24 protein-coding genes are annotated in these 23,312 nt (G+C 38.3%); 13 read left to right on the plus strand and 11 right to left on the minus strand.

Annotated elements, in window-relative coordinates:
* The first annotated feature begins 50 nt into the window (after positions 1 to 50).
* The 3 genes from AXA65_RS01550 (at position 51) to AXA65_RS01560 (ending at position 3,338) form a co-directional block, all read left to right on the plus strand.
* Positions 51 to 2,096 (plus strand): M48 family metalloprotease, encoded by a 2,046-nt coding sequence (locus AXA65_RS01550; protein WP_063968379.1) that lies wholly within the window; start codon positions 51 to 53, stop codon positions 2,094 to 2,096.
* A 90-nt stretch (positions 2,097 to 2,186) separates the two neighbouring features.
* Positions 2,187 to 2,684, plus strand: a complete 498-nt coding sequence (locus AXA65_RS01555) for a hypothetical protein (RefSeq protein WP_131797733.1) — start codon at positions 2,187 to 2,189, stop codon at positions 2,682 to 2,684.
* Positions 2,685 to 2,828: 144 nt separating this feature from the next.
* On the plus strand, positions 2,829 to 3,338 hold the full coding sequence (locus tag AXA65_RS01560; protein ID WP_063968381.1) for a hypothetical protein: 510 nt from the start codon (positions 2,829 to 2,831) through the stop codon (positions 3,336 to 3,338).
* Between the two features lie 31 nt (positions 3,339 to 3,369).
* On the opposite strand, the gene AXA65_RS01565 is transcribed toward AXA65_RS01560, so the two are convergent.
* Positions 3,370 to 3,735 (minus strand): diacylglycerol kinase, encoded by a 366-nt coding sequence (locus tag AXA65_RS01565; protein WP_063968382.1) that lies wholly within the window; start codon positions 3,733 to 3,735, stop codon positions 3,370 to 3,372.
* A gap of 259 nt (positions 3,736 to 3,994) precedes the next feature.
* Between AXA65_RS01565 and dnaN the strand changes: the two genes are divergently transcribed.
* From dnaN to AXA65_RS01585, 4 genes are all read left to right on the plus strand, one after another.
* Positions 3,995 to 5,125, plus strand: coding sequence for a DNA polymerase III subunit beta (gene dnaN, locus AXA65_RS01570; protein WP_063968383.1), 1,131 nt, complete (start codon positions 3,995 to 3,997; stop codon positions 5,123 to 5,125).
* 135 nt (positions 5,126 to 5,260) lie between these two features.
* The gene (pheT, locus tag AXA65_RS01575; protein WP_063968384.1) at positions 5,261 to 7,660 is read left to right on the plus strand and encodes a phenylalanine--tRNA ligase subunit beta; all 2,400 of its coding nucleotides are present in this window, start codon (positions 5,261 to 5,263) and stop codon (positions 7,658 to 7,660) included.
* Between the two features lie 297 nt (positions 7,661 to 7,957).
* Complete coding sequence (hemN, locus tag AXA65_RS01580) at positions 7,958 to 9,334, plus strand: oxygen-independent coproporphyrinogen III oxidase (RefSeq protein WP_063968385.1); 1,377 nt, start codon at positions 7,958 to 7,960, stop codon at positions 9,332 to 9,334.
* A gap of 53 nt (positions 9,335 to 9,387) precedes the next feature.
* Positions 9,388 to 10,215: an alpha/beta hydrolase family protein gene (locus AXA65_RS01585; RefSeq protein WP_063968386.1), complete on the plus strand. Its 828-nt coding sequence runs from the start codon at positions 9,388 to 9,390 to the stop codon at positions 10,213 to 10,215.
* Positions 10,216 to 10,244: 29 nt separating this feature from the next.
* Here AXA65_RS01585 and AXA65_RS01590 read toward each other — a convergent pair whose 3' ends face one another.
* On the minus strand, positions 10,245 to 10,712 hold the full coding sequence (locus AXA65_RS01590; RefSeq protein ID WP_063968387.1) for a hypothetical protein: 468 nt from the start codon (positions 10,710 to 10,712) through the stop codon (positions 10,245 to 10,247).
* 100 nt (positions 10,713 to 10,812) lie between these two features.
* Between AXA65_RS01590 and queD the strand changes: the two genes are divergently transcribed.
* Positions 10,813 to 11,265: a 6-carboxytetrahydropterin synthase QueD gene (gene queD / locus AXA65_RS01595; RefSeq protein ID WP_063968388.1), complete on the plus strand. Its 453-nt coding sequence runs from the start codon at positions 10,813 to 10,815 to the stop codon at positions 11,263 to 11,265.
* A gap of 85 nt (positions 11,266 to 11,350) precedes the next feature.
* The gene (locus AXA65_RS01600) at positions 11,351 to 11,980 is read left to right on the plus strand and encodes an OmpW family outer membrane protein (protein ID WP_063968389.1); all 630 of its coding nucleotides are present in this window, start codon (positions 11,351 to 11,353) and stop codon (positions 11,978 to 11,980) included.
* Between the two features lie 48 nt (positions 11,981 to 12,028).
* Here AXA65_RS01600 and AXA65_RS01605 read toward each other — a convergent pair whose 3' ends face one another.
* Complete coding sequence (locus AXA65_RS01605; protein WP_063968422.1) at positions 12,029 to 13,225, minus strand: exo-beta-N-acetylmuramidase NamZ domain-containing protein; 1,197 nt, start codon at positions 13,223 to 13,225, stop codon at positions 12,029 to 12,031.
* Between the two features lie 4 nt (positions 13,226 to 13,229).
* Between AXA65_RS01605 and AXA65_RS01610 the strand changes: the two genes are divergently transcribed.
* Positions 13,230 to 14,459, plus strand: coding sequence for an ABC transporter permease (locus AXA65_RS01610; RefSeq protein WP_063968390.1), 1,230 nt, complete (start codon positions 13,230 to 13,232; stop codon positions 14,457 to 14,459).
* Positions 14,460 to 14,781: 322 nt separating this feature from the next.
* A complete protein-coding gene (locus AXA65_RS01620; RefSeq protein ID WP_063968392.1) occupies positions 14,782 to 15,765 on the plus strand; it encodes a PLP-dependent cysteine synthase family protein in 984 nt (327 codons plus the stop codon).
* A gap of 137 nt (positions 15,766 to 15,902) precedes the next feature.
* Here AXA65_RS01620 and AXA65_RS01625 read toward each other — a convergent pair whose 3' ends face one another.
* From AXA65_RS01625 to AXA65_RS01645, 5 genes are read right to left on the minus strand one after another with little or no spacing between them, the layout of a single operon-like run.
* Complete coding sequence (locus tag AXA65_RS01625) at positions 15,903 to 16,151, minus strand: hypothetical protein (RefSeq protein WP_063968393.1); 249 nt, start codon at positions 16,149 to 16,151, stop codon at positions 15,903 to 15,905.
* Positions 16,152 to 16,160: 9 nt separating this feature from the next.
* Positions 16,161 to 16,487: a DUF2752 domain-containing protein gene (locus tag AXA65_RS01630; RefSeq protein ID WP_063968394.1), complete on the minus strand. Its 327-nt coding sequence runs from the start codon at positions 16,485 to 16,487 to the stop codon at positions 16,161 to 16,163.
* Positions 16,488 to 16,536: 49 nt separating this feature from the next.
* The gene (locus AXA65_RS01635; RefSeq protein WP_063968395.1) at positions 16,537 to 16,992 is read right to left on the minus strand and encodes a hypothetical protein; all 456 of its coding nucleotides are present in this window, start codon (positions 16,990 to 16,992) and stop codon (positions 16,537 to 16,539) included.
* A 12-nt stretch (positions 16,993 to 17,004) separates the two neighbouring features.
* Positions 17,005 to 17,847, minus strand: a complete 843-nt coding sequence (locus AXA65_RS01640; RefSeq protein ID WP_063968396.1) for an isoaspartyl peptidase/L-asparaginase — start codon at positions 17,845 to 17,847, stop codon at positions 17,005 to 17,007.
* Between the two features lie 3 nt (positions 17,848 to 17,850).
* Complete coding sequence (locus AXA65_RS01645) at positions 17,851 to 18,747, minus strand: cyanophycinase (RefSeq protein ID WP_063968397.1); 897 nt, start codon at positions 18,745 to 18,747, stop codon at positions 17,851 to 17,853.
* Between the two features lie 353 nt (positions 18,748 to 19,100).
* Between AXA65_RS01645 and cphA the strand changes: the two genes are divergently transcribed.
* Positions 19,101 to 21,728: a cyanophycin synthetase gene (gene cphA, locus AXA65_RS01650; RefSeq protein ID WP_063968398.1), complete on the plus strand. Its 2,628-nt coding sequence runs from the start codon at positions 19,101 to 19,103 to the stop codon at positions 21,726 to 21,728.
* 65 nt (positions 21,729 to 21,793) lie between these two features.
* On the opposite strand, the gene AXA65_RS01655 is transcribed toward cphA, so the two are convergent.
* Genes AXA65_RS01655 through AXA65_RS20055 form a run of 3 tightly spaced genes read right to left on the minus strand, consistent with a single transcriptional unit; the run spans position 21,794 to position 22,803 of the window.
* Positions 21,794 to 22,111 (minus strand): hypothetical protein, encoded by a 318-nt coding sequence (locus AXA65_RS01655; RefSeq protein ID WP_063968399.1) that lies wholly within the window; start codon positions 22,109 to 22,111, stop codon positions 21,794 to 21,796.
* Between the two features lie 19 nt (positions 22,112 to 22,130).
* Positions 22,131 to 22,637 carry an SDR family oxidoreductase gene (locus AXA65_RS01660; protein ID WP_228391598.1) on the minus strand — a complete coding sequence of 169 codons (507 nt, stop codon included), beginning with the start codon at positions 22,635 to 22,637 and terminating at the stop codon, positions 22,131 to 22,133.
* Positions 22,612 to 22,803, minus strand: coding sequence for an SDR family NAD(P)-dependent oxidoreductase (locus AXA65_RS20055; RefSeq protein WP_228391597.1), 192 nt, complete (start codon positions 22,801 to 22,803; stop codon positions 22,612 to 22,614). The genes AXA65_RS01660 and AXA65_RS20055 overlap by 26 nt, the downstream gene beginning before the upstream one ends.
* 123 nt (positions 22,804 to 22,926) lie before the next feature.
* Between AXA65_RS20055 and AXA65_RS01665 the strand changes: the two genes are divergently transcribed.
* Complete coding sequence (locus AXA65_RS01665; RefSeq protein ID WP_063968400.1) at positions 22,927 to 23,310, plus strand: winged helix-turn-helix transcriptional regulator; 384 nt, start codon at positions 22,927 to 22,929, stop codon at positions 23,308 to 23,310.
* The last annotated feature ends 2 nt before the right edge of the window (positions 23,311 to 23,312 follow it).

Raw genomic sequence — 23,312 nt, forward strand, 5'->3', positions numbered from 1 at the left:
TTAAATGGTTTTTTTATTTTTATTAAAAATTAATAACTAACTGAAATTCCATGTTGATTCAAGCTTCAAATGACTTCCGAAAGAAAGGTCAAGCCGCCATTTTTTCTATCATCCTTTTCATCATTGTTTATATCTTACTTTTCATCTCAGCCATTGCCTTGACGGTCGCCTGCGTGACTGGAGGAATTATGATGATTGCCGCAAAGCCAATGTTTTTCACATTGATGATCGGACTTGGACTAGCGAGTTTCGGATTGTTGATCTTTTATTTTTTAATTAAATTTCTTTTCAAAAAACACATCAACGACAGAAGTTTTCTCACCGAAATAACACAAAGAGACGAACCTGAACTTTTTGCCATGATCAGCGAGATCGTGAAAGAAACCGGAACAGATTTTCCGAAAAAAGTTTACCTGAGTTATGATGTCAATGCAAGTGTTTTTTACGATTCCACTTTTTGGAGCATGTTTTTACCGATCAAGAAAAACCTCACCATCGGAATTGGACTTGTCAATGCTTGTACAAAACAGGAACTGAAGGCAATTATCGCCCACGAATTCGGTCATTTTTCCCAAAGATCGATGAAGGTGGGAAGCTATGTTTATAACGTGAATCAAATCATTTTTAATTTAGTGAATGACGATGAATCCTACAGAAATACGATTCAAAATTGGGCAAATGCGAGTGGCTATTTTGCAATTTTTGCTGAGTTGGCGCTGAAATTCACCCAGGGAATCCAATGGGTCCTGGCCAAGATGTATTCTTTTGTCAATATCAGACATATGGCACTTTCCAGAGAGATGGAATTCCACGCCGATGAGGTCGCTGCAAATATCGCTGGATCGTTGGCTTTGGAAGAATCTCTTCTGAGAATGGACCTGGCGGACAATTCCTATAATAACGTCATCAATTTTTACGAGAGCAAGATCAAGGATAGCAAAGCCAGCAAAAACATTTACAAAGAACAAGCTTTCGTCATGGGATTTTTGGCAAAGGAAAGCGAGTTGGAAATGAAACATGATCTTCCGGTGGTAAAACTTGAGGAAGCAGGGATTTTCAACAAATCGAAACTGAATATAGAAAACCAATGGGCATCGCATCCATCCACAGAAGACCGCGTAGCCAGACTTAGAAGACTGAATATCCAAAAAGAATCTGATAACAGGACGGCAAGGTCATTATTCAAAAATTTTGAACAAACGGAAGAGAAGTTGACCCAAAAACTGTTCTCAAATGTCCAATATGAAAGTGAAAGATCGAATCTGGAATTTGATCACTTCAAAGAAGAATTCGAAACCACTTACAACAAAGACACCTTTGACAAGATCTTTAATAATTATTATGACAACAAAAGTCCGGACCGTTTTGATCTGGAAACATCAATTCCTTCTGATGAAAATTTAAGTTTCGACGAGCTTTTTGGCAAAGACAAAGTGGAGATCGCATACAATCTGATAGCCTTGGAAAACGACAAAAATACAATTGAGTCCATTTCCAAGAAGGAATTAAAGATAAAAACCTTCGACTACGACGGCACGAAATATAAAGCTTCTGAAGCTAAAAACCTGATCCCGAAGTTAGAAAATGAGATCAGATCTTTGAAGGAAGAAGTCACCGCAAATGACATCAATATCTATCATTATTTCTTGAGAAAAGCGAAGGAACAGAATAGGGAATATGAGTTTCGAACTTATTACTCTGATTTCGTCAATTACGAAGCATCTTATGAAGAACAATTCAAGTTATATCTGGAGTTGAATGACGCATACGCTTTTGTGAGTGTGACGACACCTTTTGAACAGATCAAAAAGAACTTCAGAAAACACATTCCACTCGAATCAAAACTAAAAGATGAACTAAAAAACATCCTCACAAATCCTTTATTGGAAAGTGATATCACTGAGGAGGCCTGCAAAGATCTGCAATACTACGTGGACAACCAGTTGATCTATTTTAATAACAACGAATATTTTAATGATGATCTACAACATCTATTTTTCGCGATCAATAGTTACCAATATTACACTGCGAGAAATTATTTTCTTTTGAAGAAAAGACTTTTGGATCAAATGTCGATCTTGGAAAAAAATGTTTGATGCTGGTTTTCAAATATTGGCCTGCAGATCTTCTGTGCGGTTTTTTTATAATTCATTTTAAATCTTTAAATTTAGAAAAACAAAAATACCATGATTTTAGACCTTTTATTACAAAGTTTTAGTCATTATTCATTTTCAGATTTTTATATGATAGATTCTTTCCGGAACGATGATGATTTTTTAGTATGGCTTCTATTAATGGGTGCTTTGTTTTTTCTTTTGGCACTTATTGTGGGGACGGCTCTGGTGATCATTTTTTTTCTTATTCTGTTTTTCCTTGCTACTGGCGGTATTCTGTCGGCCTCTGTTTTGGTCGGTGTGCAACAAAGGTCTGTGAGCAAAGGTTTTAAGACCTTGTTTCTATCCATTTCTATTTTAGGAAGCACTATTATTTCCCTGATATTCTTTTTGATCGTGAACTCGATGAAGGATTGGTGGGAAAACAATATTGCGATCTTTGCAGGGATCCTTTGCGGTGTGCTTTCGGGTTGGCTTTTGGGGCTTCTGATCTTCGAAGCGACCAAAAAACTAGCGATTTTGATTAAGGACAAATATGAACAGCGAGCAAATTCCAAAACCATCAGATAACAAAGATTCTTTACTTTAAAAAATTTCTGAAGTTCACGTTCGCTGATTGTTTTGGATCAAATATTGCATAGAAATAAAACAATCATGTGACCTCGTAAAAAATATATTAATACTATGGCTGTCAAGATTTTACAAATCATTTTAATGACAAATATACTGATAGGTTGTGAGAAAAATGCTGGCGGAAAGCAGACAGAGGTAGAGAATTCTAAACAACTGAAAGAGGAGGCCATTAAGGAATTTGTAAGTCAACTGAAGCCAAAAGATACGCTTTTTATTGTCACCTCAAGAATGTTGGGTGTCTGCGGCAATGATGAAAGGTATGATGGTAATACAACAGTGCAAGAAAAACTTGAAGAGAAGAAGTACATCCGGGATAATCCGTATTATGTGGATGTTCAGAAAGATTTTTTGGAGAAATATGATATTGGCAAGTCGGTCGTCATCACGGGAAGCGCTTTTGATAATGAATTCTCGTCAAATCTTATCACTTTTAACAACGACTCTTTGAAAGTGAAAAAAAACGTTTACGACATTCAATTTTCAGACGTTAGGAAAGATACAGTTACCGTTTCAGGTTTCGATTTTATCAATAATAAAAATGCTTTGCAATTCAAAATGGTGTTGCGAAATTCACGTTGGAAAGTATTGTGAGAAACGTAATTGTTTCTAAGTAAAAAGATTATCAATAAACAAATAATTTAAAATAAGGCCAGTAAACCAAAATTCCAACCACAATTGCAGCGATTGTCGCCAGTAAAACCGCTCCGCCAGCCAAATCCTTAATAATTCCAATTCTTGTATCAAATTCGGGTTGGATGTAATCACATATCTTTTCAACGCAAGTATTCAAAGCTTCCGTCACCAAGACGAAGAACGAAACCAGAATGATCAACGCACTTTCAAAATTTGAAAGTCCCAAATAGACAATCAAAAAAAGATTAATGATCAATCCCAAAATATGGATCTGGAAGTTTCGTTCGTTCCTTAAGATCCACAAAATTCCACGGATCGTGAACTGAACGCTTTTATGAAATGGCGGTTTTTTCATCTTGATTTTTATAATTAAATGATGGTGTTTTTAAATCTTTGATGAGTTTTACGTCTTTGTGAACCTTTAAAAATATCTTCAATAATTTCAAAAAAATCTTGGTGGACTTTGCGTTCAAAAGAATCATCATTAATAAACTTTGACAAAGTTATCCAAACTTATTTTACTCCAAATGAATAATTGTTAATAACTAAATAAATACAGCTTTTAAAATCACATCAAATTCATTATCTTTGTAGAATTGAAATAAATACAGTTTATGAGATTTATTGTTGCCAGTGGCGATTTGCAAAAAGCTTTACAGACAGTTAGCGGTGTGATTTCCGGTTCACAGTCTAGACCAATTTTGGAGAATTTTCTTTTCGAGTTAGATCAGAACTTGTTGACTGTTACCGCATCAGACGGCGAAACAACACTGATCACTTCTCTCGAGGTGAAGTCAGATGACAAAGGAAAAATAGCAGTTCCGGGAAAGATCTTTCAGGATTTCTTGAAAACTTATGGAGAGCAGCCTTTGACTTTGGCCGTGAAAGATTCCGAAGACGGGAACGGAAGCGTTCTGGAGATCTTGGATGAGAAAGATAACTTTGCAGTAGCGCTTGACAATGCAGACGATTATCCGGAATTGCCGGAGTTCGATGCGTCTCAAAAAGTGACCATCTCTGGTGGCGTTTTGGCAGAAGCTCTGGCGAACACTTTGTTTGCGACGAGTAACGATTCTCTTCGTCCAGTGATGACAGGTGTTTTATTTCAATTCAAAGAAGATGAGACCAATTTTGTGTCCACAGATTCTCACAGATTGGTGGTTTACAAAAGAACAGATGTCACGCATCCTGAGACTTTGGAATTCATTATGCCGAAAAAACCATTGGCTATCTTCAAAAATATCCTGAACAACTCAACAGAAGATGTGTTGATCGAGTTCAGCGATAATATGGCAAAATTCACTTTTGGGAACAACACTTGGATCTGTCGTTTGATCGATGGGAAATATCCAAACTACAACGCGGTGATTCCAAAAGAAAATCCAAACGTTTTGACCATCAACAGAGGTCTGCTTTTGAGTTCTATCAGAAGAGCGTCCATTATGTCAAACAAATCGACCAATCAGGTAAGATTCAAATTGTCTGGAAACGTGCTTCATCTTCACGCAGAAGATACAGAATACGCAAACAAGGCAGATATGCAGATTCCTTGCGATTACAACGGCGATGATATCAACATCGGTTTCAGTTCAAAATTCCTGACAGAGATGTTATCCGTTTTAGCTTCTGACGATGTGACGATGAAAATGTCTCAACCAAACAGACCAGGAATCGTAGAACCAGTTGACGGATTGGAGGAAAACGAAAGTATCCTGATGCTGTCAATGCCAGTGATTGGACTTTAAAATCATCATCGGTTAGTGATAATTGATTATCAATTAAAATAAAATACAATTTGAGATTTGATGATTCAAGTCTCAAATTTTGTTTAATAAAAACCTCGGACATCAGACTTCTGACTTCCGACAATAATATAAAAAATGAAAATCTCAAATAATTGGCTTAAGGATTATATCAAAACTGAACTTTCTACAGAGAAAATCAGTGCTTACCTAACAGACATCGGTCTGGAAGTGGAAGGCGTGGACAAATTCGAAAGCGTAAAAGGTAGCTTGGAAGGAATCGTTGTTGGCAAAGTTTTGACTTGCGAAAAACATCCGAATGCAGATAAACTCAACAAAACAACAGTTGATGTTGGAGGCGGAAAAGTTCTAGAGATCGTTTGTGGTGCGCCAAATGTGGCTGAGGGACAAACCGTTCCTGTTGCAGTGGTTGGAACCAAGATATATGCAAAAGACGGCACTTCTTTCGATATCAAAAAAGCAAAGATCCGTGGCGAAGTTTCCGAAGGGATGATCTGCGCAGAAGACGAATTAGGCTTAAGCGACGATCACGGCGGCATTATGGTCTTGGATTCAGAGAAATTTGAAGTTGGAAAAAACTTCGCTGACTATTTTCAATTGATAAACGATGAAGTTTATGAGATCGGATTGACGCCAAACAGAACCGACGCAATGTCACATTACGGCGTTGCCAGAGATTTGCAGGCTTTCTTGGTTTCCAATAATTTGAAATCTGAATTTACTAAAATTGCATCCAAAGTTCTTACGATCGAAGGTTCTCACGATTTCAAATTACAAATAGAAAATTCTGAACTCACGCCAAGATATTTGGGTGCTGTCATAGAAAATGTAGAAGTTAAAGCTTCTCCAGATTGGTTGAAAGCGAGATTGAAAGCAATCGGTCTTTCGCCGATCAATAATGTAGTGGATATTACCAATTATGTTCTTCACGGCCTTGGACAGCCGCTTCACGCTTTTGATGCAGATAAGATTGCAGATAAGATTGTGAAAGTTGGAACAGTTCAGGAAGGCACAAAATTCAAAACTCTCGACGGCGTTGAGAGAACTTTGAACGGTTCCGAGATCATCATCAAAGACGGAAAAGATAATCCACTTTGCATCGCCGGCGTTTTTGGAGGCAGCGAAAGTGGCGTTTCTACTGAAACCAAAACGATATTTTTAGAAAGTGCGTACTTCAATCCAGTAGCGATCAGAAAAGCTTCGAAATTCCACGGACTGAATACCGACGCATCTTTCCGTTTCGAAAGAGGTGTGGATCCAAACAATGCAAGAACCGCTTTGACACACGCGATCCAGTTGATCGAGGAATTGGCTGGCGGAAAATTGGTTGGCGAGATTCTAGAAAGTTATCCAGAGAAGATCAAAGACCACTACGTTGTTTTCAGATATTCGAAGATCGATCAGATCTTGGGGACCAAAATTCACAGAGAGAAAATCAAAGAGATTTTAAAATCTTTGGAGATCACAATTCTTAACGAAATTCAAAACGGATTGGAATTATCGATTCCAGTTTATAGAGCCGACGTCACTAGAGAAATCGACGTCATCGAAGAAGTTTTAAGGATCTACGGTTACAACAAGATCGAAGCGCCAAAGAAAATTTCATTCACGCCTGTAAAATTGGACTTCGAAGATCAGGACGCTTTGGAAAACGCTTGGGCAAGGACTTTGCAAGGAAACGGCTTCAACGAGGTGATGAACAATTCTTTAACTTCTGTAAAAGACGAAACCGATGCGGTAAAGTTATTGAATCCACTGAGCAACGATCTTGCATTTATGAGAAAGTCTTTGTTAGAGGGACTTTTAGGAAATGCGATTTACAATATCAATAGAAAATCTGCCGACATCAAGTTTTTCGAATTAGGGAAAATTTATCATAAAAAAGAGAAGTACGAGGAAAGAAAACAATTGGCAATTTTGACGACTGGGAGAGAGGTTACAGAAAACTGGCTTCAGCCAAAAAGCGCGACAGATTTCTACCATTTGAAAGCTTACGTAAAAATTCTTTTGGAAAAATTAAACCTTGACCTTCACGAATCTGCTCTGGAAGACCCGCGTTTTTCCGATGCTTTGGAAATCAAGGCAGATGGTAAAACTTTGGCAAGATTAGGAAAAGTTTCCCCACAATTGTTGAAGGATTTCGACATCAGCCGAGACGTTTTCTACGCAGAGATCGAACTGGAAAATTGCCAGTCTTTCAGAGGCAACGAAAACCTGAAATTTGTCGACATTCCAAAATTCAACAAGATCAGAAGAGACCTTGCGTTGCTAGTAGACAAGACGATTTCTTACTCAGAATTGTACGAGTTGGCGAAGAAAAACAAATCGCCTTTCCTCAAAAAGATCAATCTTTTCGACGTTTACGAAGGCAAGAATCTTCCGGAAGGCAAAAAATCTTACGCAATGAGTTTCGAACTCCTCAACGAAGAAAAAACCCTTGAAGACAAAGATATTACCGAAGTAATGAACGCGCTCATCAAATCTTTCACAAAAGAATTGAACGCAGAATTGAGATAATTTAAATCAATCTTCAAAACACACAAAACCCTGTCAGAATTTCAAACACTGACAGGGTTTTTTCTTTAACGCCTTTTTAGGAGCTTGATCCCGCTATCCACTATATCTTTTTTGCTTTCATAACGTTTTGTCATCCAAAGTAAATTTGTACCAAAAAGCAAAAAAGGATGCCGTTCCTATCGGGGCTACGGACTTTGTCGTTTTATAGAAATTTGGACATCCATTATAGAAACTACCAATCAAAAGTCATCCTAATTCAAATTCATTCCAAACTCAATTTTTGTAACTTTGCCCCCAATGAATTCTTTAGTTGACAAATATAATATTCCAGGTCCGCGTTACACGTCTTATCCAACTGTTCCATACTGGAACGAGGCAGATTTTACTGCAGACCATTGGAGAAAATCAGTGATAAGGTCTTTCTCGGAAAGCAATTCTGAGGAAGGCATTTCCATTTATATTCACTTGCCTTTTTGTGAAGCGCTTTGTACGTTTTGTGCATGTCACAAAAGGATCACAAAACAACATTCTGTAGAAGTTCCGTACTTGGAAAGTGTCTTAAAAGAATGGAAATTGTATCTTGAATTGTTCAAACAAGATTCCGGTAATATTAACAAACCAAAGCTGAAAGAACTTCACCTTGGAGGCGGAACACCAACTTTTTTTTCTCCAGAAAACCTGAAAACACTTTTGCAGGGGATTTTTGACACCGTTGAAATTGCTGAAGGTCAGGAATTTAGTTTTGAAGGCCATCCGAATAATACGACCAAACAACATCTTCAAACCTTATTTGATCTAGGCTTTACGAGAGTTAGTTTCGGCGTTCAGGATTATGACCCGAAAGTTCAGAAGGCGATCAACAGAGTTCAGCCTTTCGAAAATGTCGAAAATGTGACCAATTGGGCAAGAGAAATTGGATACAAGGGCGTGAGTCACGATTTGATCTTCGGATTGCCACATCAAACATGGGAAGCCATGGAATTCACCATACGTAAAACCATGGAACTGAAACCTGACCGATTGGCTTTTTATTCCTATGCGCACGTTCCGTGGGTAAAAGGCGTTGGACAAAGAGGTTTTGACGAAAATGACCTTCCAAGTGGCGACGAAAAAAGACGACTTTACGAAGACGGAAAAAAATTGTTGGAAGATCTTGGTTACATAGAAATCGGGATGGATCATTTCGCTTTGGAACACGATGATCTCTATCAATCTCAAATTCAGAAAAAATTGCACCGTAACTTTATGGGTTACACATCCAGCAAAACCCAATTGATGGTAGGTTTGGGAATGTCGGCGATTTCAGATTCCTGGTATGCATTTGCACAAAATGTGAAAACGGTGGAGGAATATCAAAAGTTGGTGGAAGAAGGACAAATTCCGGTTTTCCGAGGCCATATTTTGGATGATGAAGATCTGAATATCAGAAAGCATATTTTGAATCTGATGTGTCAATTAGAAACCAGTTGGGATATTCAAAATACTTTTCCAGAGATTGAAAACTCCATTGAAAAACTGAAAGAAATGGAATCTGATGGATTGGTTGAGATTTTAGAAAATCAAATTAAAATCACTGAAAAGGGTAGGGCTTTTACGAGAAATGTAGCGATGGTCTTTGATCTCAGAATGTTGAGGAACAAACCGGAAACACGGATTTTTTCGATGACAATATAATATTTAAAGGAAGTTTTCATTAACTTCCTTTTTTATTTTAATCCAATTGCAAAATGAACTTGATCAAACAAAAAAATATTGTTCTAAAAAGTGAAAGAGAATTCTTAGCAGACGCATTCTTTCTTGAATCTGAAAAGAAGCTTCCTTTGATCATTTTCGTTCATGGCTACAAAGGTTACAAAGATTGGGGAACTTGGAAGCTGATGGGAGAGAGGTTTGCAAAAGCTGGATTTTATTTTGTCAAATTCAATATGTCGCATAACGGAACAACGGTTGAAGATCCAAACAACTTTGCGGATCTGGAAGCTTTTGGGCAAAATAACTATTCCAAAGAAGTACGTGATCTGGAAGTTGTCATTGATCATTTCAAAGATCAAAAAGAAGTAGATTCTGAAAATATAACTTTGATTGGTCACAGCCGAGGTGGCGGAATTTCAATCATCAAAGCCTTAGAAAATAAAAATATTACCAAATTAATTACGCTTGCAAGTATTTCAACTTTAGACAGATTTCCTAAAAATGAAGCCTTCGAAAACTGGAAAAAAGATGGCGTCTATTTTATAGAAAATGCCAGAACCAAGCAAAAAATGCCCCATTATGTTCAATTCTTCGAAGATTATGAAAATAATAAAGAAAGATTTGATGTAGAAAATGCCTGTAGAAATTTAAAAATTCCAGCCTTATTCATTCATGGTTCAACAGACGAATCTGTCACAATCGACCACTCAGAAGATCTTCGCAATTGGACAAAAGATTCTCAATTCAAAATTATAGATAATGCAGGTCATACCTTTGGCGCAAAAGAGCCGTGGGAAAGTGATACTTTACCAAAAGAATTAGATGAAGCCGTTGAAACTTGTATTGAGTTTCTAAAGTCCTAAAACTTTATCCCTAAATTATTAAGAAAAATTTATTTTTTCTTTTTGATCAGATTGTTGTTCTCTATCCAACGTTTGTTAGTGTTGATATCTTTGAGGTACCAAATGTCACCAGCATTCATAATATAAAGATTGTAAACCAAAGGCATTGCTATTTTTTTACCTTCGAGGAAATTGGCATTGACAGAAACTGCATTTTTCTTTCTGATATAATCGCCGGTGAAAATATTGGAAAAACTCTGTCCGCTGGATTTGTCGTCAATAAGTTCAATCAATGTCAAAGTCCCATCAGCATTCAATTCCAAAACGTGACGTTCTGCGTGGTCCTCAAAATCTTCTACCAAGACGAACTTTTTACTTTTCAGTTCATAGTTCGATGCATCTTTTATTTTTTTACCTTTTTCCTCGATTTTTTCAAGGATCTTGTTGATGCCAGAGAAGTCTTGTGAATAGAAGTAAACGGAAGAAAGTAAACTTAAGAAGAGAATTGTTTTTTTCATTATAATGTTTGTGTTTTATGTTACAAAAATAGGCAATTGCAAAGATGACGCCAAGTGTTTTCTCAAAATAATAAAAAGGATTTTTGATTATCTTTGCAGAATGATAAGGATAACCAAGATCTTCACTTTCGAGACCGCTCACGTACTCTACAATTACGATGGCAAATGCAAAAATATGCATGGCCATTCTTATAAATTATTTGTCACAGTCAAAGGAGAACCGATCAATGACCTTGATAACCAGAAGAACGGAATGGTCGTGGATTTTGGCGATATCAAGAAAATTGTAAAGGAAGAGATCGTTGATATTTGGGATCATTCTGTTTTGGTGAATGGCGCTTCTCCTCACAAAGCACTTGGCGAAAGTTTGCAAGATCAAGGTCATAAAGTGATCTTCTGTGATTACCAGCCAACTTGCGAGAATATGCTGTACGAAATTGCCTCCAAGATCAAATCAAAACTTCCAAGCCATGTTCAGTTGGCATACCTCAAACTTCACGAGACCGAAAATTCCTACGGCGAATGGTTGGCTGAAGAGAATTGGTTTGAATAATTAATAATTTTAGGGTGGTTTTTTTAAGTAATATTTGGTATTTTAATAAATTTTAATACATTTGCACCCTAAAATTAAACAGACTATGAAAAAATTATTCGTTCTAAGTGCGCTTGCGCTTGTAGGATTAGCAAATGCACAAACAGAAAAAGGGTCTTGGGTTATAGGTGGATCTACTACTTTAGGTTTTAACAGTGCAAACACAAAATATAAATACGACGGTAACTCCACAGACGGACCTAAGGTATCTACTTTTACAATTACTCCATCAGTAGGCTATTTTGTAATTGATAAATTGGCTATTGGTATTGATCTAGGATATAAATCCCTTACTACAAAAATGGAGGATACTTTTATGGGTACAAACTATTCCGCAAAAACTACATTGTCCACATTTTCTATCTTGCCAACGGCAACTTATTACTTTAAATCGGATTCAAAAGTTTTACCTTATATAGGTGCTGGTGCAGGATATTCAACTTCTAAAGAAAAATTTACGCAGACAGGAACAGATTCAAACGATTATGAAGATAATCTGAATGGTTTTGCTTGGAAGGGAAAGGGAGGAATCGTTTTTCTTGTAACGCCTTCGATTGGTATAGACCTTGGTGTTTCTTACATGGGAACCAATGGAAAATATGACGATGACAGTGACGCGAAGGTTCAGACAAATACTTTCGGGGTCAATGCTGGTATTTCAGTTTTCTTAAAGTAATAGAATAAAAAAAATAGACAAAAAAACCTCGCAATTAGCGAGGTTTTTTTAATTTGGATAGACGATATATTTCTGTCTAATTTTCTCAAAGTTTTCTAGATCCTTTTTCCAACTTTCTTTGATTTCTTTTTCAGATTTTCCCGCGATCATTTGCTTTCTTAGTTCGTCACTTCCTGCCAATTTATCAAAGAAGAGATTTTTAAGGAAGTAATTTTGTTGTGGGTTTTTGTAATCTTTGTACGACTTCAGAAGCCATTCAAGATTCAAACTACGTAGGTCTGTGGCGTAATTGCTAAGGTTTTCTCCATAGCAAAGCTTTCCATTGAGGAAAGGGTCTTTGGCGCCAGAAGTTGGTTTCGGAGTGAATTGGTAATCAAAACCTTTTGTCCAAGGACTTCCATAGATTTGAAAAGGCAATTCTGTTCCGCGTCCCACAGAAACCTGTGTGCCTTCGAAGAAACAAAGACTTGGATAGAGATTGATGGATTTATCATTAGGCAAATTTGGAGATGGCTTATCCGAAACACCATATCGTTTTTGCTTGTGATAATTCAGCATCGGGATCACAGTGTATTTTGCAGTCACATTATTCTTCAGCCACTTTTCACCGTTGACCATTTTTCCGTATTCACCAATTGTTAATCCATAAACTACAGGAACGTTATGAAGTCCAATAAAACTTTTCCATTGGTTTCGCATCATCGGGCCATCTGTGTAGCCGTCGTGTGGATTTGGTCTGTCGAGGACGATGACCTCGATATTATTTTCAGCCGCCGCTTCCATGATGTAAGTTAAAGTCGAAATGTAAGTGTAGAATCGAACGCCAACATCTTGAATATCAAACAAGATCACATCTGCACCTTTCAGATATTCTGCTTTTGGCTTTTTGTTGTCGCCATAAAGTGAAACGATGGGTAAACCCGTTTTTGTATCAACACCGCTTTTCACATGTTCACCTGCGTCAGCAGTCCCTCGGAAGCCGTGTTCTGGTGCGAAGATGGATTTGATCTTGACTTTATTCTCAACCAAAAAATCAACCAGATGTTTTTTATCCTTCAAAAGACTGGTTTGGTTGGCTGCGATGATCACATTCTTGTTCTTCAAAAGTGGAAGATACAGTTCTGGCCTGTCAGCTGCCGTTGCAAAGCGGTCTTTTGCAGCATTCTGAGATTTTATAAATGGGATTGAACTAAAATAAATTAGCAGGATAAAAACTAAAGTTTTATTTTTGAGGCTTAAAATCATTGATTTGAATTTTCCGTTATATTTCTCGAAAAAGATAGCGTTTTCCAAAGATAACAAAAATAATCTCTCGAAGGTCATCGTCTATATTGGCAGACTTTCCGTAGCGTTGGGCATCATTGTTTCTTTGATCACGATATCAACAGGTCTAGGCTCCAAAAAAGCCATAGAAGACCGGATCTCTAATTTCAGCGGAGATATTTCTGTGAAATCCACACGTTCCAATTCTTCCTATAATTCTTCTGTTTTGGAGACTCAGGGTTTGGATATCAAGGCAGTGAAAAAGATTCCTGGCGTTGCTGGTTTGCAGTCTTACGCTTCTGTAAGCGGAATTTTGCGGACTGAGACGAATTTTGCAGGTATCATTCTGAAAGGCGTCGGAAAGGATTTTGACAAAGCCAGATTCCAACCGTTTATGATCTCGGGTTCCATTCCGGATTACAAAGAAGAGGGTTACAATAACGAAATTATCTTGTCGGAAAAAATAGCAAACGACCTTTCTCTGAAACCCAATGACAGCATCGTCACTATTTTTTCAAAGGAGGACCAAAAACCGATCTACAGGAAGTTTGTTGTCAAAGGAATCTACAAGACCGATATCAAACTCGTAGATGACCTTTACATGATCGGCGATATCAACCACGTTCGCAAAGTGATGAACATGGAGGAGAAGCAAGTTGGTGGATTGGATATTTTCTTGGATAACACAGACAAAATAGATCAGGTTTTCCCAGAGATAGAAAAATATATAGGCTACAAAAACTACGCTGAAAAAGTAACGGAAAAGTATCCGCAGATATTAGATTGGATCAATATCTTCAATCAGAATATCTCTTTGATCATTACGATCATGATCATAGTTGTAGTCATAAATATTATTATGATCTTGTTGATTCTCATTATCGAGAGAACCAATTCCATTGGGGTTTTGAAAACATTGGGAGCCTCAAATGCACAGATCAGGTCCATTTTTATCAATTACACATTATTGATCATGATTCCCGGATTGTTGGCAGGGAATGTGATAGGAATAGGATTGCTACTGATCCAGAAATATACAGGATTTATCAAATTAGATCCAGAGAATTACTTCATCAGTACAGTTCCGGTGGACCTCAATCCGATCTACATCATTGCGGTTTCGGTCTGCATCTTTATTGTTTCAGGAATAGCGATGATCTTGCCTAGTTATCTGATCAGTAAGATCTCTCCAGTGAAAGCCATCAAATACAGCTAAAATATAAATAATGATCGATAGATGATTTTTAAACAAACGGTACTTGATCATTTATCAAACACAGTTAAAAATAATAAATGTAATTTGGGCAGCATGATCCGTCTTCCACTCCCAATCTTTTTGCCAAGGCTTTTCCAGCCACAAAAAAGGATTTCCGTTCAAGCCGGGCTGCAGATTTGTTATAAAAATAATATTTTGTCATCATTTGAAACCAATTACAAGTAAAAATATCGAACACAATTAGAAATATCAGATAAGTGATAATTGATTCTTCAATCATCGTCAATCATTTATCAACTATCAATCATCAATTATAAAAATTATGAAATATTACAACAATATCGTAGAAACCATTGGTAACACACCATTGGTCAAGATCAACAGAGTTTTGGGAGAAGATTTCCCTGCTTTGGTTTTGGCAAAAGTTGAAACGACAAATCCGGGAAATTCTGTAAAAGACAGAATGGCCCTGAAGATGATAGAAGATGCCGAAAAAGACGGGCGTCTAAAACCAGGCGGAACCATCATCGAGGGAACTTCCGGAAACACAGGAATGGGATTGGCATTGGTTGCTATTCAAAAAGGTTACAAATGTATCTTCGTGACCAACTCAAAACAATCTAAGGAAAAATGTGATATCCTTCGCGCAGTAGGTGCAGAAGTGATCGTTTGCCCAACCGATGTGAAACCAACGGATCCGCGTTCTTACTATTCGGTTTCCAAAAGATTGGCAAAAGAAACAGAAAACGGTTGGTATGTCAATCAATATGACAACCTTTCCAACAGACTGGCACATTACGAAAGTACTGCGCCAGAGATCTGGGAACAGACAGAGGGAAAACTGACGCATTTTGTGGCAGGTGCTGGAACAGGCGGTACAGTGACAGGTTGCGGAACATTCTTCAAAGAAAAAAACAAAGACATCAAAGTGATCGGTGTTGATACTTACGGTTCCATCTTGAAAGAGATCCACGAAACAGGTGAGATTCATCTAGAAAATGCCTACACGTACATCACAGAAGGTATTGGTGAGGACATTCTACCAGAAAATTACGACATGAGCGTGATCGACCACTTCGAGAAAGTGACAGACAAAGACGGTGCGATCTATGCAAGAAGACTTGCAAAAGAAGAAGGGATTTTCTGCGGTTATTCTGCGGGAAGTGCAATGTCAGCTTTGGTTCAGATGAAAGATCAGTTCACGAAAGATGATATCATCGTCGTTTTACTTCACGACCACGGCAGCCGCTATGTTGGGAAGATCTACAACGACGAGTGGATGAAAGAAATGGGCTGGCTGGATTAATAATTATCAATTGTTAATTATAAATTATAAAAACCGTCTTGTTGCAGAACAGGACGTTTTTTAATTTCTAGGAGCTTGCTTTAGCTCGTTTTATATTGAGAATTAGCTGTAGCCGAAATTGGGACTACTCATTTTGTTTAGAAAATTCCGCCACCAATAAATAATCTGATGAATCCAAAAAATGCAGCAGAGGCACACATGACGATTCCTGCCAAAGCATTTCCTTTTGGTAGATTATCCTCCTGAACATAGGCAACGATGCTAATAATCAATCCAATTCCTGCGAAAGGAATATTGATCCAGTTGAACGCGCCCAAACACGGGATAAATCCGAGGAACATTCCTAGGATTGATAGGATTCCCATCACAAGACTTATTGTTTTCATAGTTTTGTTTTATAATTTTTTGAATAAATATTTAAAAAAGATAAGCGAATTTAAGATTAATAAACCAAATACAAACGGACTTAATCTATTCAACGCAAAAGCACCGCTGAAATTCAGTTTTCTAAGTTCAATAAAAGCGCGTGTCGAGCCGCAAAGGAAACATTCTCCACCTTTAGCTTTGTACTCGCAAATTGGTACTTTGGAAAGGATGATTTTCTCATCCACAAAAAATAAAATCAATAAAATTACAATCGAGAAAATTGCTGAGATTTGCCAGACAATCAGGATTGCTTTTTTGAGTTCTTGGTTTTCGTAGATCGTTTGGTTTGGGTTCATCTACTTTTGATTTAAATCAGCTAGATTTTGTTTTAGCAAGCTTAAATTTTTAATTAATTAGTCTGTTGTCATTACCATATAATAAAGCAATTCCTTTTTGTTTATTTGATAAATCTAAAAGGTTTTTCTGAAAATTATCAATTGCAGCTGGTTCAACAATAATTTCAAATTTCACCTTGCTTTTTTCTTCATTTCGAAATTCAGTGTTTACGTTATCTTCTAAAATAATGTGAACACCAATCTTTCCAAAACCATCGATACAGTAAAATTTGAGACTACAAAAGGCATATCCATTTTGTTTTCCTAATTCATACATCAATTGTTTATCATCCTTTGGAAAACCTATTAGTTTTTGGGCAAAATTATAAAGAGATTCACTGGTGTCATAAACTTCAGTTGTTCCAGAGAACCTTTTGTTGGAAGCTGTAACTTTTAATTCAAACATATGCTCGTCTCTCCATATTATTTCAAGCTTTAAATATGATTTTAAGTCATTTACTTCCATTATCAAGCTTATTTACCCGAAAATCTCAAAATCAACCCCATCAAAACTAGCAAAAACCATCGTTGGATAAGAATCCTGATGGAAGATATTTCCTTCAGAATCAATTCCGATAGCGCCGGCAAAACCGTCAATTTCTTTTAACTCTTCAAAGGTTCTGTCAAAGGCATTTTCTATAGTCAGACCGTCTGTAACTCGCGTAACGATTTTCGCTGAGGTTGCATTGCTGACAATATCTTCACCAACGCCTGTACAACTTACCGCACAAAATTGGTTGGCATAATTTCCTGCAACAGTTGCAGAATCCGAAATCCTTCCAGGGATCTCAAAACCTTTTCCGCCAGTGGATGTGGCAACGGCCAATTTTCCATGTTTATCTAGTGCAACAGCACCAACGGTTCCTTTTCCGCCAGTTTTTAGTTTCTCTTCGTATTCTTTTCTTCGTTTAGGAATTTCGGTTGAGAAGTCTTCAAATCCATTCGCAGTGGCGTATTGTTTTGCGCCGTTTCCGCCAAGAACGCGGTCATCTTCTTTCATCAATTCCTTAGCAACAAAAATCGGGTTTTTCACATCCTGAATATTGATGACGCCACTCATTTTCTGGGTTTCGCCATTCATGATCGCCGCACTCATTCGGATCACGCCGTCACTTTGAATCTGTGAACCAATGCCTGCATTGTATAGCTCGTCGTCCTCCAAAAGCGAAACCGCATAAGCAACGGTGTCAAAAGCCGAGTTGTTCTGAAGAAACTCGTAGGACTTTTTTGCAATGGCTTTCAGTGACTCTTGTTTTGCAACTTTCACTTCATGGCTTTGACTGCTTTCTGAGAAAAAACCACCGTGGATTATTATTTTCATAGGTTATGAGTTCGGGATAACTTGTGGAATAGGATTATATTGTGAATTGACAATCGTCATCTCTCTGGTTTTCATATCGAAAGTATCATTCATAGAGAGTACATCCACAATCAGATTTTTGATAGATATCGGTTGGCCAAGGTCCACATTTGTCAGGTTGGTATCTTTGATCTGAAGTCCATCAACGATGATCACCAAACCAGAACCAATCGCTGTCATTTTATCATCTTCGATGAATAGACCTGTGTCTTCTCCAAGACCAATTCCCAAAGTTCTCGGATTATTGACAACAGCCTGAAACAACCTCCCAATTCTCCCCCGCTGAACAAAATGCGTATCGATGATCACATTTTCTATAAAGCCCAAACCTTGCGTAGTTTTGATCTCTCCTTTCAACAAAGCTTCGGAGCTGGAACCTTGGTAGATCATATTTTCAGAAGCGGCAGCGGCGCCGGCAGATGTACCTGCGTAGATAAAGTCTTCGGTTTGATATTTTGTGAGAATGGCATCGTGAAATCTCGTTCCACCCAAAATGGAAGTGAGACGCAATTGATCGCCACCTGTGAACATCACCACATCGGCCGCATTGGCTCTTGCAACGATGGCGTCGCTATTGGCTTGTTCCCGATTTTGAATGTCCAGGATATTGCAATTTTTCAGACCCAGATATTCGAAAGCTTTTTTGTATTCTGGTCCCACGATGTCTGGGATCTGAGAGGCTGTGGTGATAACTTCGATGACAGAATCTTCTTTGTTTTTAGATTCATCGATGATCTTTCTGAGGATTCCTCGTTCAAAAAAGTTGAGGTTTTTTTCGACGTTTTGGTCAAAACTGGTCTCTGTAAAACTACCTTTGTTCACAGCGCCTCCAATGATGACTAGTTTTCCTTTTGATTTCATAGTTAACAAAAATAATAAATCATAATAGAATATACCGCATAATTCCAGGGTAAAAATTAGGCTACAATATTTAAAGTTTTAATTATTAAATAGTTGTTTGGTGTAAATATTGGTTTTAAATTAACATATTGTTAATTATTTTGAATAATTGATAATGATAATCTTTAATAATAAAATAATTATTTCTGATTTTTCTTTAATTAATTGCTTTTCTATTATCTTTGATAAAATTGAACTTAAAAGTGAATTTGACCGAAGGCTTTTTTAAGACAGAAATTATCTGGATCTTTATTATAAAGCATTGATTTCAAATCCAATACCCAAAGTCTAAATTATAACAGCTACTACTGAATATGAAAATCGAGAAAATACAGGTCCTAAGAGGTCCAAATATTTGGAGCATCACCAGAAAAAAATTGATACAGATGCGTCTGGATCTAGAAGAAACAGAACATTTCCCTACCAATAAAATCGATGGTTTTCGAGAAAGGATAGAACAATTGCTTCCATCACTGATCTCCCACAGGTGTTCCGAAGGCTGCGTAGGCGGTTTCTTCAAACGTGTGGAAATGGGAACCTGGATGGGCCACGTCATCGAGCATATAGCTTTGGAGATCCAAACGCTGGCAGGAATGGACGTTGGATTCGGAAGAACGCGTGAGACCAAGACGCCGGGAGTTTACAATGTCGTTTTCAATTACAGAGAAGAGCAGGCTGGTATTTTTGCGGCGGAAGAAGCGGTAAAGATTGCAGAAGCACTGATGGCTGCAACGGAATATGACATCGAAAAATGTATTCATCATCTTAAAGAACTGCGTGAAAGCGAAAGACTAGGACCATCTACTGGAAGTATTGTTGAAGAGGCCGTTTCCAGAAGGATCCCTTGGATCCGATTAGGAAAAAACTCTTTGGTCCAGTTGGGTTATGGGATCAATCAACAGAGATTTCAGGCTACCATTACAGGAAATACAAGCAGTATTGCAGTGGACATCGCTTGCAACAAAGAATTGACAAAAAAAATGCTGGAAGATGCGGCGATCCCTGTACCATCAGGAAGTTTGGTCGTAGATGAGGAAGGATTGGAATCTGCAATCAAAAAATTCGGATATCCTTTGGTGATCAAACCCCTGGATGGCAATCATGGGAAAGGAGCATCCATTAATGTCAATGATTATGAAACAGCGCGTATCGGATTGGAGCACGCTCAGAAATACTCCAAAAAGGTTATTGTAGAAAGATATATTACCGGTTTCGATTTCAGAGTTTTGGTCATCAATCATAAAATGGTTGCGGCTGCGAGACGAGTTCCTGCCCACGTTGTAGGCGATGGCGAATTGAACATCCAAGCCTTGATAGATAAGGAAAATATGGATCCAAGAAGAGGTTACGGACACGAAAATGTCTTGACTGAAATCGATGTCGATAAAGACACCAACGAGCTGCTTGAAAAACTGAATTATAGCCTCGAAACGATTCCTCACAAAGGCGAAATTGTATACTTAAAATCGACTGCAAATCTTTCAACTGGCGGAACATCCATTGACGTCACAGATATGATCCATCCGGAGAATGTACAGATGGCAGAACGTGTTTCCAGGATTATCGGACTGGATGTCTGTGGCATCGATATCATGGCGGAAAACCTAACGCAACCATTGAAGGAAAGCGGCGGTGCGATCTTGGAGGTGAATGCTGCACCAGGTTTCAGAATGCACCTTGCGCCAAGTGAAGGCTTACCAAGAAACGTAGCAGCACCAGTTGTAGATATGCTCTATCCACCAGGAAAAGAATTCAGGATTCCGATCATTGCATTGACTGGAACCAATGGAAAGACGACGACTACAAGAATTCTTGCGCATATTGTCAAAAATAACGGAAAAAGAGTAGGATTCACAACTTCTGACGGAATCTACATCCAAAATACATTACTTCAAAAAGGCGATACGACCGGCCCACAATCTGCTGAATTTATCCTGAAAGATCCAACCGTGGAATTTGCTGTCCTGGAAACGGCGAGAGGTGGGATTCTTAGATCTGGACTTGGTTTCGGAACATGCGATATTGGCGTTTTGACCAACATCAAGGAAGATCATTTGGGTATCAGCGATATTCATAATCTTAAGGATCTCACGAGAGTGAAACGTGTGGTTCTTGATAGTGTGAAAAAAGATGGCTGGTGTGTCCTGAATGCCGATGACGAATATTCTATGAGATTGGTCGATGATCTGAAATCGAAAGTCGCCCTGTTCAGTTTGGATGAGAACAATCCGCACATCAAACGTTTTGCGAAAGAAGGCAGAATTACCTGTGTTTATGAGGAAGGATTTGTGACCATCAAAAAAGGTGAATGGAAGATCAGAATTGAAAGGGTGAAAAATATCCCGATCACGATGGAAGGGAAAGCGAAGTTTATGATCTCCAATGTTTTGGCAGCATCTTTGGCAGCTTATGTTTATGGCTTCGAAATTCCAAATATCGCTTTGGCGCTCACAACGTTTATCCCAAGTGCACAGCTGACGCCTGGAAGGCTGAACATCTTCAACTTCAAAAACTTCAAAGTGATGATCGATTTTGCACATAATCCAGCGGGTTATGAGGCGATTGAGGATTTCCTGAAAAGTGTTGAGGCCAACAAGAAAATCGGAATTATCTCTGGTGTGGGCGACAGAAGAGATGGCGATATCCGAGAGATCGGGAAGATTGCCGGAAGAATGTTCGATCATATCATTATCAGAAACGAAAAACATCTGAGAGGAAGACCGGAAGAAGAGATCAACGGTCTCATCATCGAGGGAATCCAGGAAGCGAACAGAAACATCAGTTACGAATGCATCCCGAAAGAGATCGACGCTTTGAAGCACGCAATGAGTCTGGCAGAGGAAGGAACCTTCATCACGGCACTCAGCGATGTGATCAACAATGCTATAGAATTGGTTCAGGAATATCAGAACAAAGAAGTTCAGGACGAACGAATCTACTAAACTTTTAACCTGTTTAAAACAAAACCGCTCTGTTATGGAGCGGTTTTTTGTATTGATGAAATAAATTATGATGTGATCTTTAAGGAGTCGATCAATCCGTTTTTCATTTTAAAATGATAAGCCAGGACAATCGGACTACCTGGAAAATTGCCTGAAACTTCGGCCTTCAGAATTTCATCCGTTTCTGAATATTCCAAAGGTTTCATCACCGTTTGGTATTCCTGATTGGCTTTTTCTATCCATTGCTGGATCTCTGTTTTCCCATTGTGCGTTTTTCCTTCGTCGAAAACCACGGCGGTTTCAGAAAAACAATTGGCGTAAGCATGGCTATCAAAGTTATTTTGTGCCTGCTCTAGATCTGTGATTACTTGTGGTAGGTTCATATTTTTTGTTTTAAAGTGATTAAATAGTTGGAATTGTTCCACCGTCGATGATATATTCTGTTCCGGTGAGATAATTGGCTCTCGGCGACACCAGAAAACCTACAAATTCGGCAATTTCTTCTGGCTCAGCTGGTCGTCCCATCGGGATTCCGCCCAAAGCATCCATTACGCTTTTCGTAGCTTCTTCGATGGTGGGATTGGAACTTTCAGCGATTCGTTCCATCATTCTGACGGATGATTCTGTCATGATCCAGCCTGGCGAAACGGTCAAAACCCGAATGCCTTTGGACGAAACTTCTTTGGATAGACCTTTGCTGTAATTGATGAGACCAGCTTTTGCGGCAGCGTAAGGTAATGTCGAGTCGTAAAGTGGCAATCTACCTTGGATAGAGGCGATGTGAATGATCACGCCACTTTTTTGCAGGAGCATTTGGGGTAAGAATTCCCGGTCCAATCTGATGGGTGCCAGAAGATTGACATTAAGGCTATGTTCCCAGTCTTCAGCTGAGGTCGGCAGAAATGAAATGTAAGTTTTCTGTTTCCGTTTCGGGTCTGTTTCTTGCTGTGATGATAACTATTGCGCCAGCTTTCAGAAGTCTTTCTGCGGTTGCTTTTCCTGCACCTTTTGTGCCTCCTGTTACCAAAGCGATCTTGCCCGATAACTCATTGTTGAAATTAAATTCTTGTACCATTGCTTTATTTTTGTACAAATTTCTGACATACTTCAACATTGCACAATTACGGAAATACGATTCATATAGGGAACAATTTTTCCCCTATTGCACAATTTGGAACATAGGTTTAATTTTGCTTCTATGTATGAGAGAAAGATTTTACCCAACCTGAACTGCGGTCTCGATCTGATCGGCGAAGTGCTCTATGGCAAATGGAAGATCCGTTTGTTATGGTTTATCAATGAAGGTCATCTGAGGCCAAGCGAACTGCAACGTAAGATTCCCGATGCGACAAGGCGTGTTCTGAATATTCAGCTGAAGGAATTGGAAGAGCACGAGTTGGTTTCGAAGGTCATTTATCCGGTGGTTCCTCCAAAAGTAGAGTACAGTTTAACAGATTTTGGAAAGACCTTGATCCCGGTCATTTCAGTTCTTGGCAATTGGGGCGACGAGAATGGAGAGCGTCTGCAATCCGTCATTATGAAAAGATATACTTCCGAAAGTTCTGAGAAGGATGAGTTATAAAA

Source organism: Chryseobacterium sp. FP211-J200 (assembly GCF_001643375.1).
Taxonomy (GTDB): Bacteria; Bacteroidota; Bacteroidia; order Flavobacteriales; family Weeksellaceae; genus Epilithonimonas; species Epilithonimonas ginsengisoli.

Excerpts from the sequence above, each read along its gene's own strand:
- AXA65_RS01645 (WP_063968397.1), bottom strand. The coding sequence starts at position 18,747 with ATGAAATCAAAAGGAAAACTAGTCATCATTGGAGGCGCTGTGAACAAA.
- AXA65_RS01585 (WP_063968386.1), top strand. The coding sequence starts at position 9,388 with ATGAACTTGATCAAACAAAAAAATATTGTTCTAAAAAGTGAAAGAGAA.
- AXA65_RS01640 (WP_063968396.1), bottom strand. The coding sequence starts at position 17,847 with ATGAAAATAATAATCCACGGTGGTTTTTTCTCAGAAAGCAGTCAAAGC.
- queD (WP_063968388.1), top strand. The coding sequence starts at position 10,813 with ATGATAAGGATAACCAAGATCTTCACTTTCGAGACCGCTCACGTACTC.
- AXA65_RS01620 (WP_063968392.1), top strand. The coding sequence starts at position 14,782 with ATGAAATATTACAACAATATCGTAGAAACCATTGGTAACACACCATTG.
- AXA65_RS01600 (WP_063968389.1), top strand. The coding sequence starts at position 11,351 with ATGAAAAAATTATTCGTTCTAAGTGCGCTTGCGCTTGTAGGATTAGCA.
- AXA65_RS01565 (WP_063968382.1), bottom strand. The coding sequence starts at position 3,735 with ATGAAAAAACCGCCATTTCATAAAAGCGTTCAGTTCACGATCCGTGGA.
- AXA65_RS01590 (WP_063968387.1), bottom strand. The coding sequence starts at position 10,712 with ATGAAAAAAACAATTCTCTTCTTAAGTTTACTTTCTTCCGTTTACTTC.
- AXA65_RS01630 (WP_063968394.1), bottom strand. The coding sequence starts at position 16,487 with ATGAACCCAAACCAAACGATCTACGAAAACCAAGAACTCAAAAAAGCA.
- AXA65_RS01550 (WP_063968379.1), top strand. The coding sequence starts at position 51 with ATGTTGATTCAAGCTTCAAATGACTTCCGAAAGAAAGGTCAAGCCGCC.
- AXA65_RS01635 (WP_063968395.1), bottom strand. The coding sequence starts at position 16,992 with ATGGAAGTAAATGACTTAAAATCATATTTAAAGCTTGAAATAATATGG.
- AXA65_RS01555 (WP_131797733.1), top strand. The coding sequence starts at position 2,187 with ATGATTTTAGACCTTTTATTACAAAGTTTTAGTCATTATTCATTTTCA.
- AXA65_RS01655 (WP_063968399.1), bottom strand. The coding sequence starts at position 22,111 with ATGAACCTACCACAAGTAATCACAGATCTAGAGCAGGCACAAAATAAC.
- AXA65_RS20055 (WP_228391597.1), bottom strand. The coding sequence starts at position 22,803 with ATGGTACAAGAATTTAATTTCAACAATGAGTTATCGGGCAAGATCGCT.
- cphA (WP_063968398.1), top strand. The coding sequence starts at position 19,101 with ATGAAAATCGAGAAAATACAGGTCCTAAGAGGTCCAAATATTTGGAGC.
- hemN (WP_063968385.1), top strand. The coding sequence starts at position 7,958 with ATGAATTCTTTAGTTGACAAATATAATATTCCAGGTCCGCGTTACACG.
- AXA65_RS01560 (WP_063968381.1), top strand. The coding sequence starts at position 2,829 with ATGACAAATATACTGATAGGTTGTGAGAAAAATGCTGGCGGAAAGCAG.
- dnaN (WP_063968383.1), top strand. The coding sequence starts at position 3,995 with ATGAGATTTATTGTTGCCAGTGGCGATTTGCAAAAAGCTTTACAGACA.
- AXA65_RS01605 (WP_063968422.1), bottom strand. The coding sequence starts at position 13,225 with ATGATTTTAAGCCTCAAAAATAAAACTTTAGTTTTTATCCTGCTAATT.
- AXA65_RS01625 (WP_063968393.1), bottom strand. The coding sequence starts at position 16,151 with ATGAAAACAATAAGTCTTGTGATGGGAATCCTATCAATCCTAGGAATG.
- AXA65_RS01665 (WP_063968400.1), top strand. The coding sequence starts at position 22,927 with ATGTATGAGAGAAAGATTTTACCCAACCTGAACTGCGGTCTCGATCTG.
- pheT (WP_063968384.1), top strand. The coding sequence starts at position 5,261 with ATGAAAATCTCAAATAATTGGCTTAAGGATTATATCAAAACTGAACTT.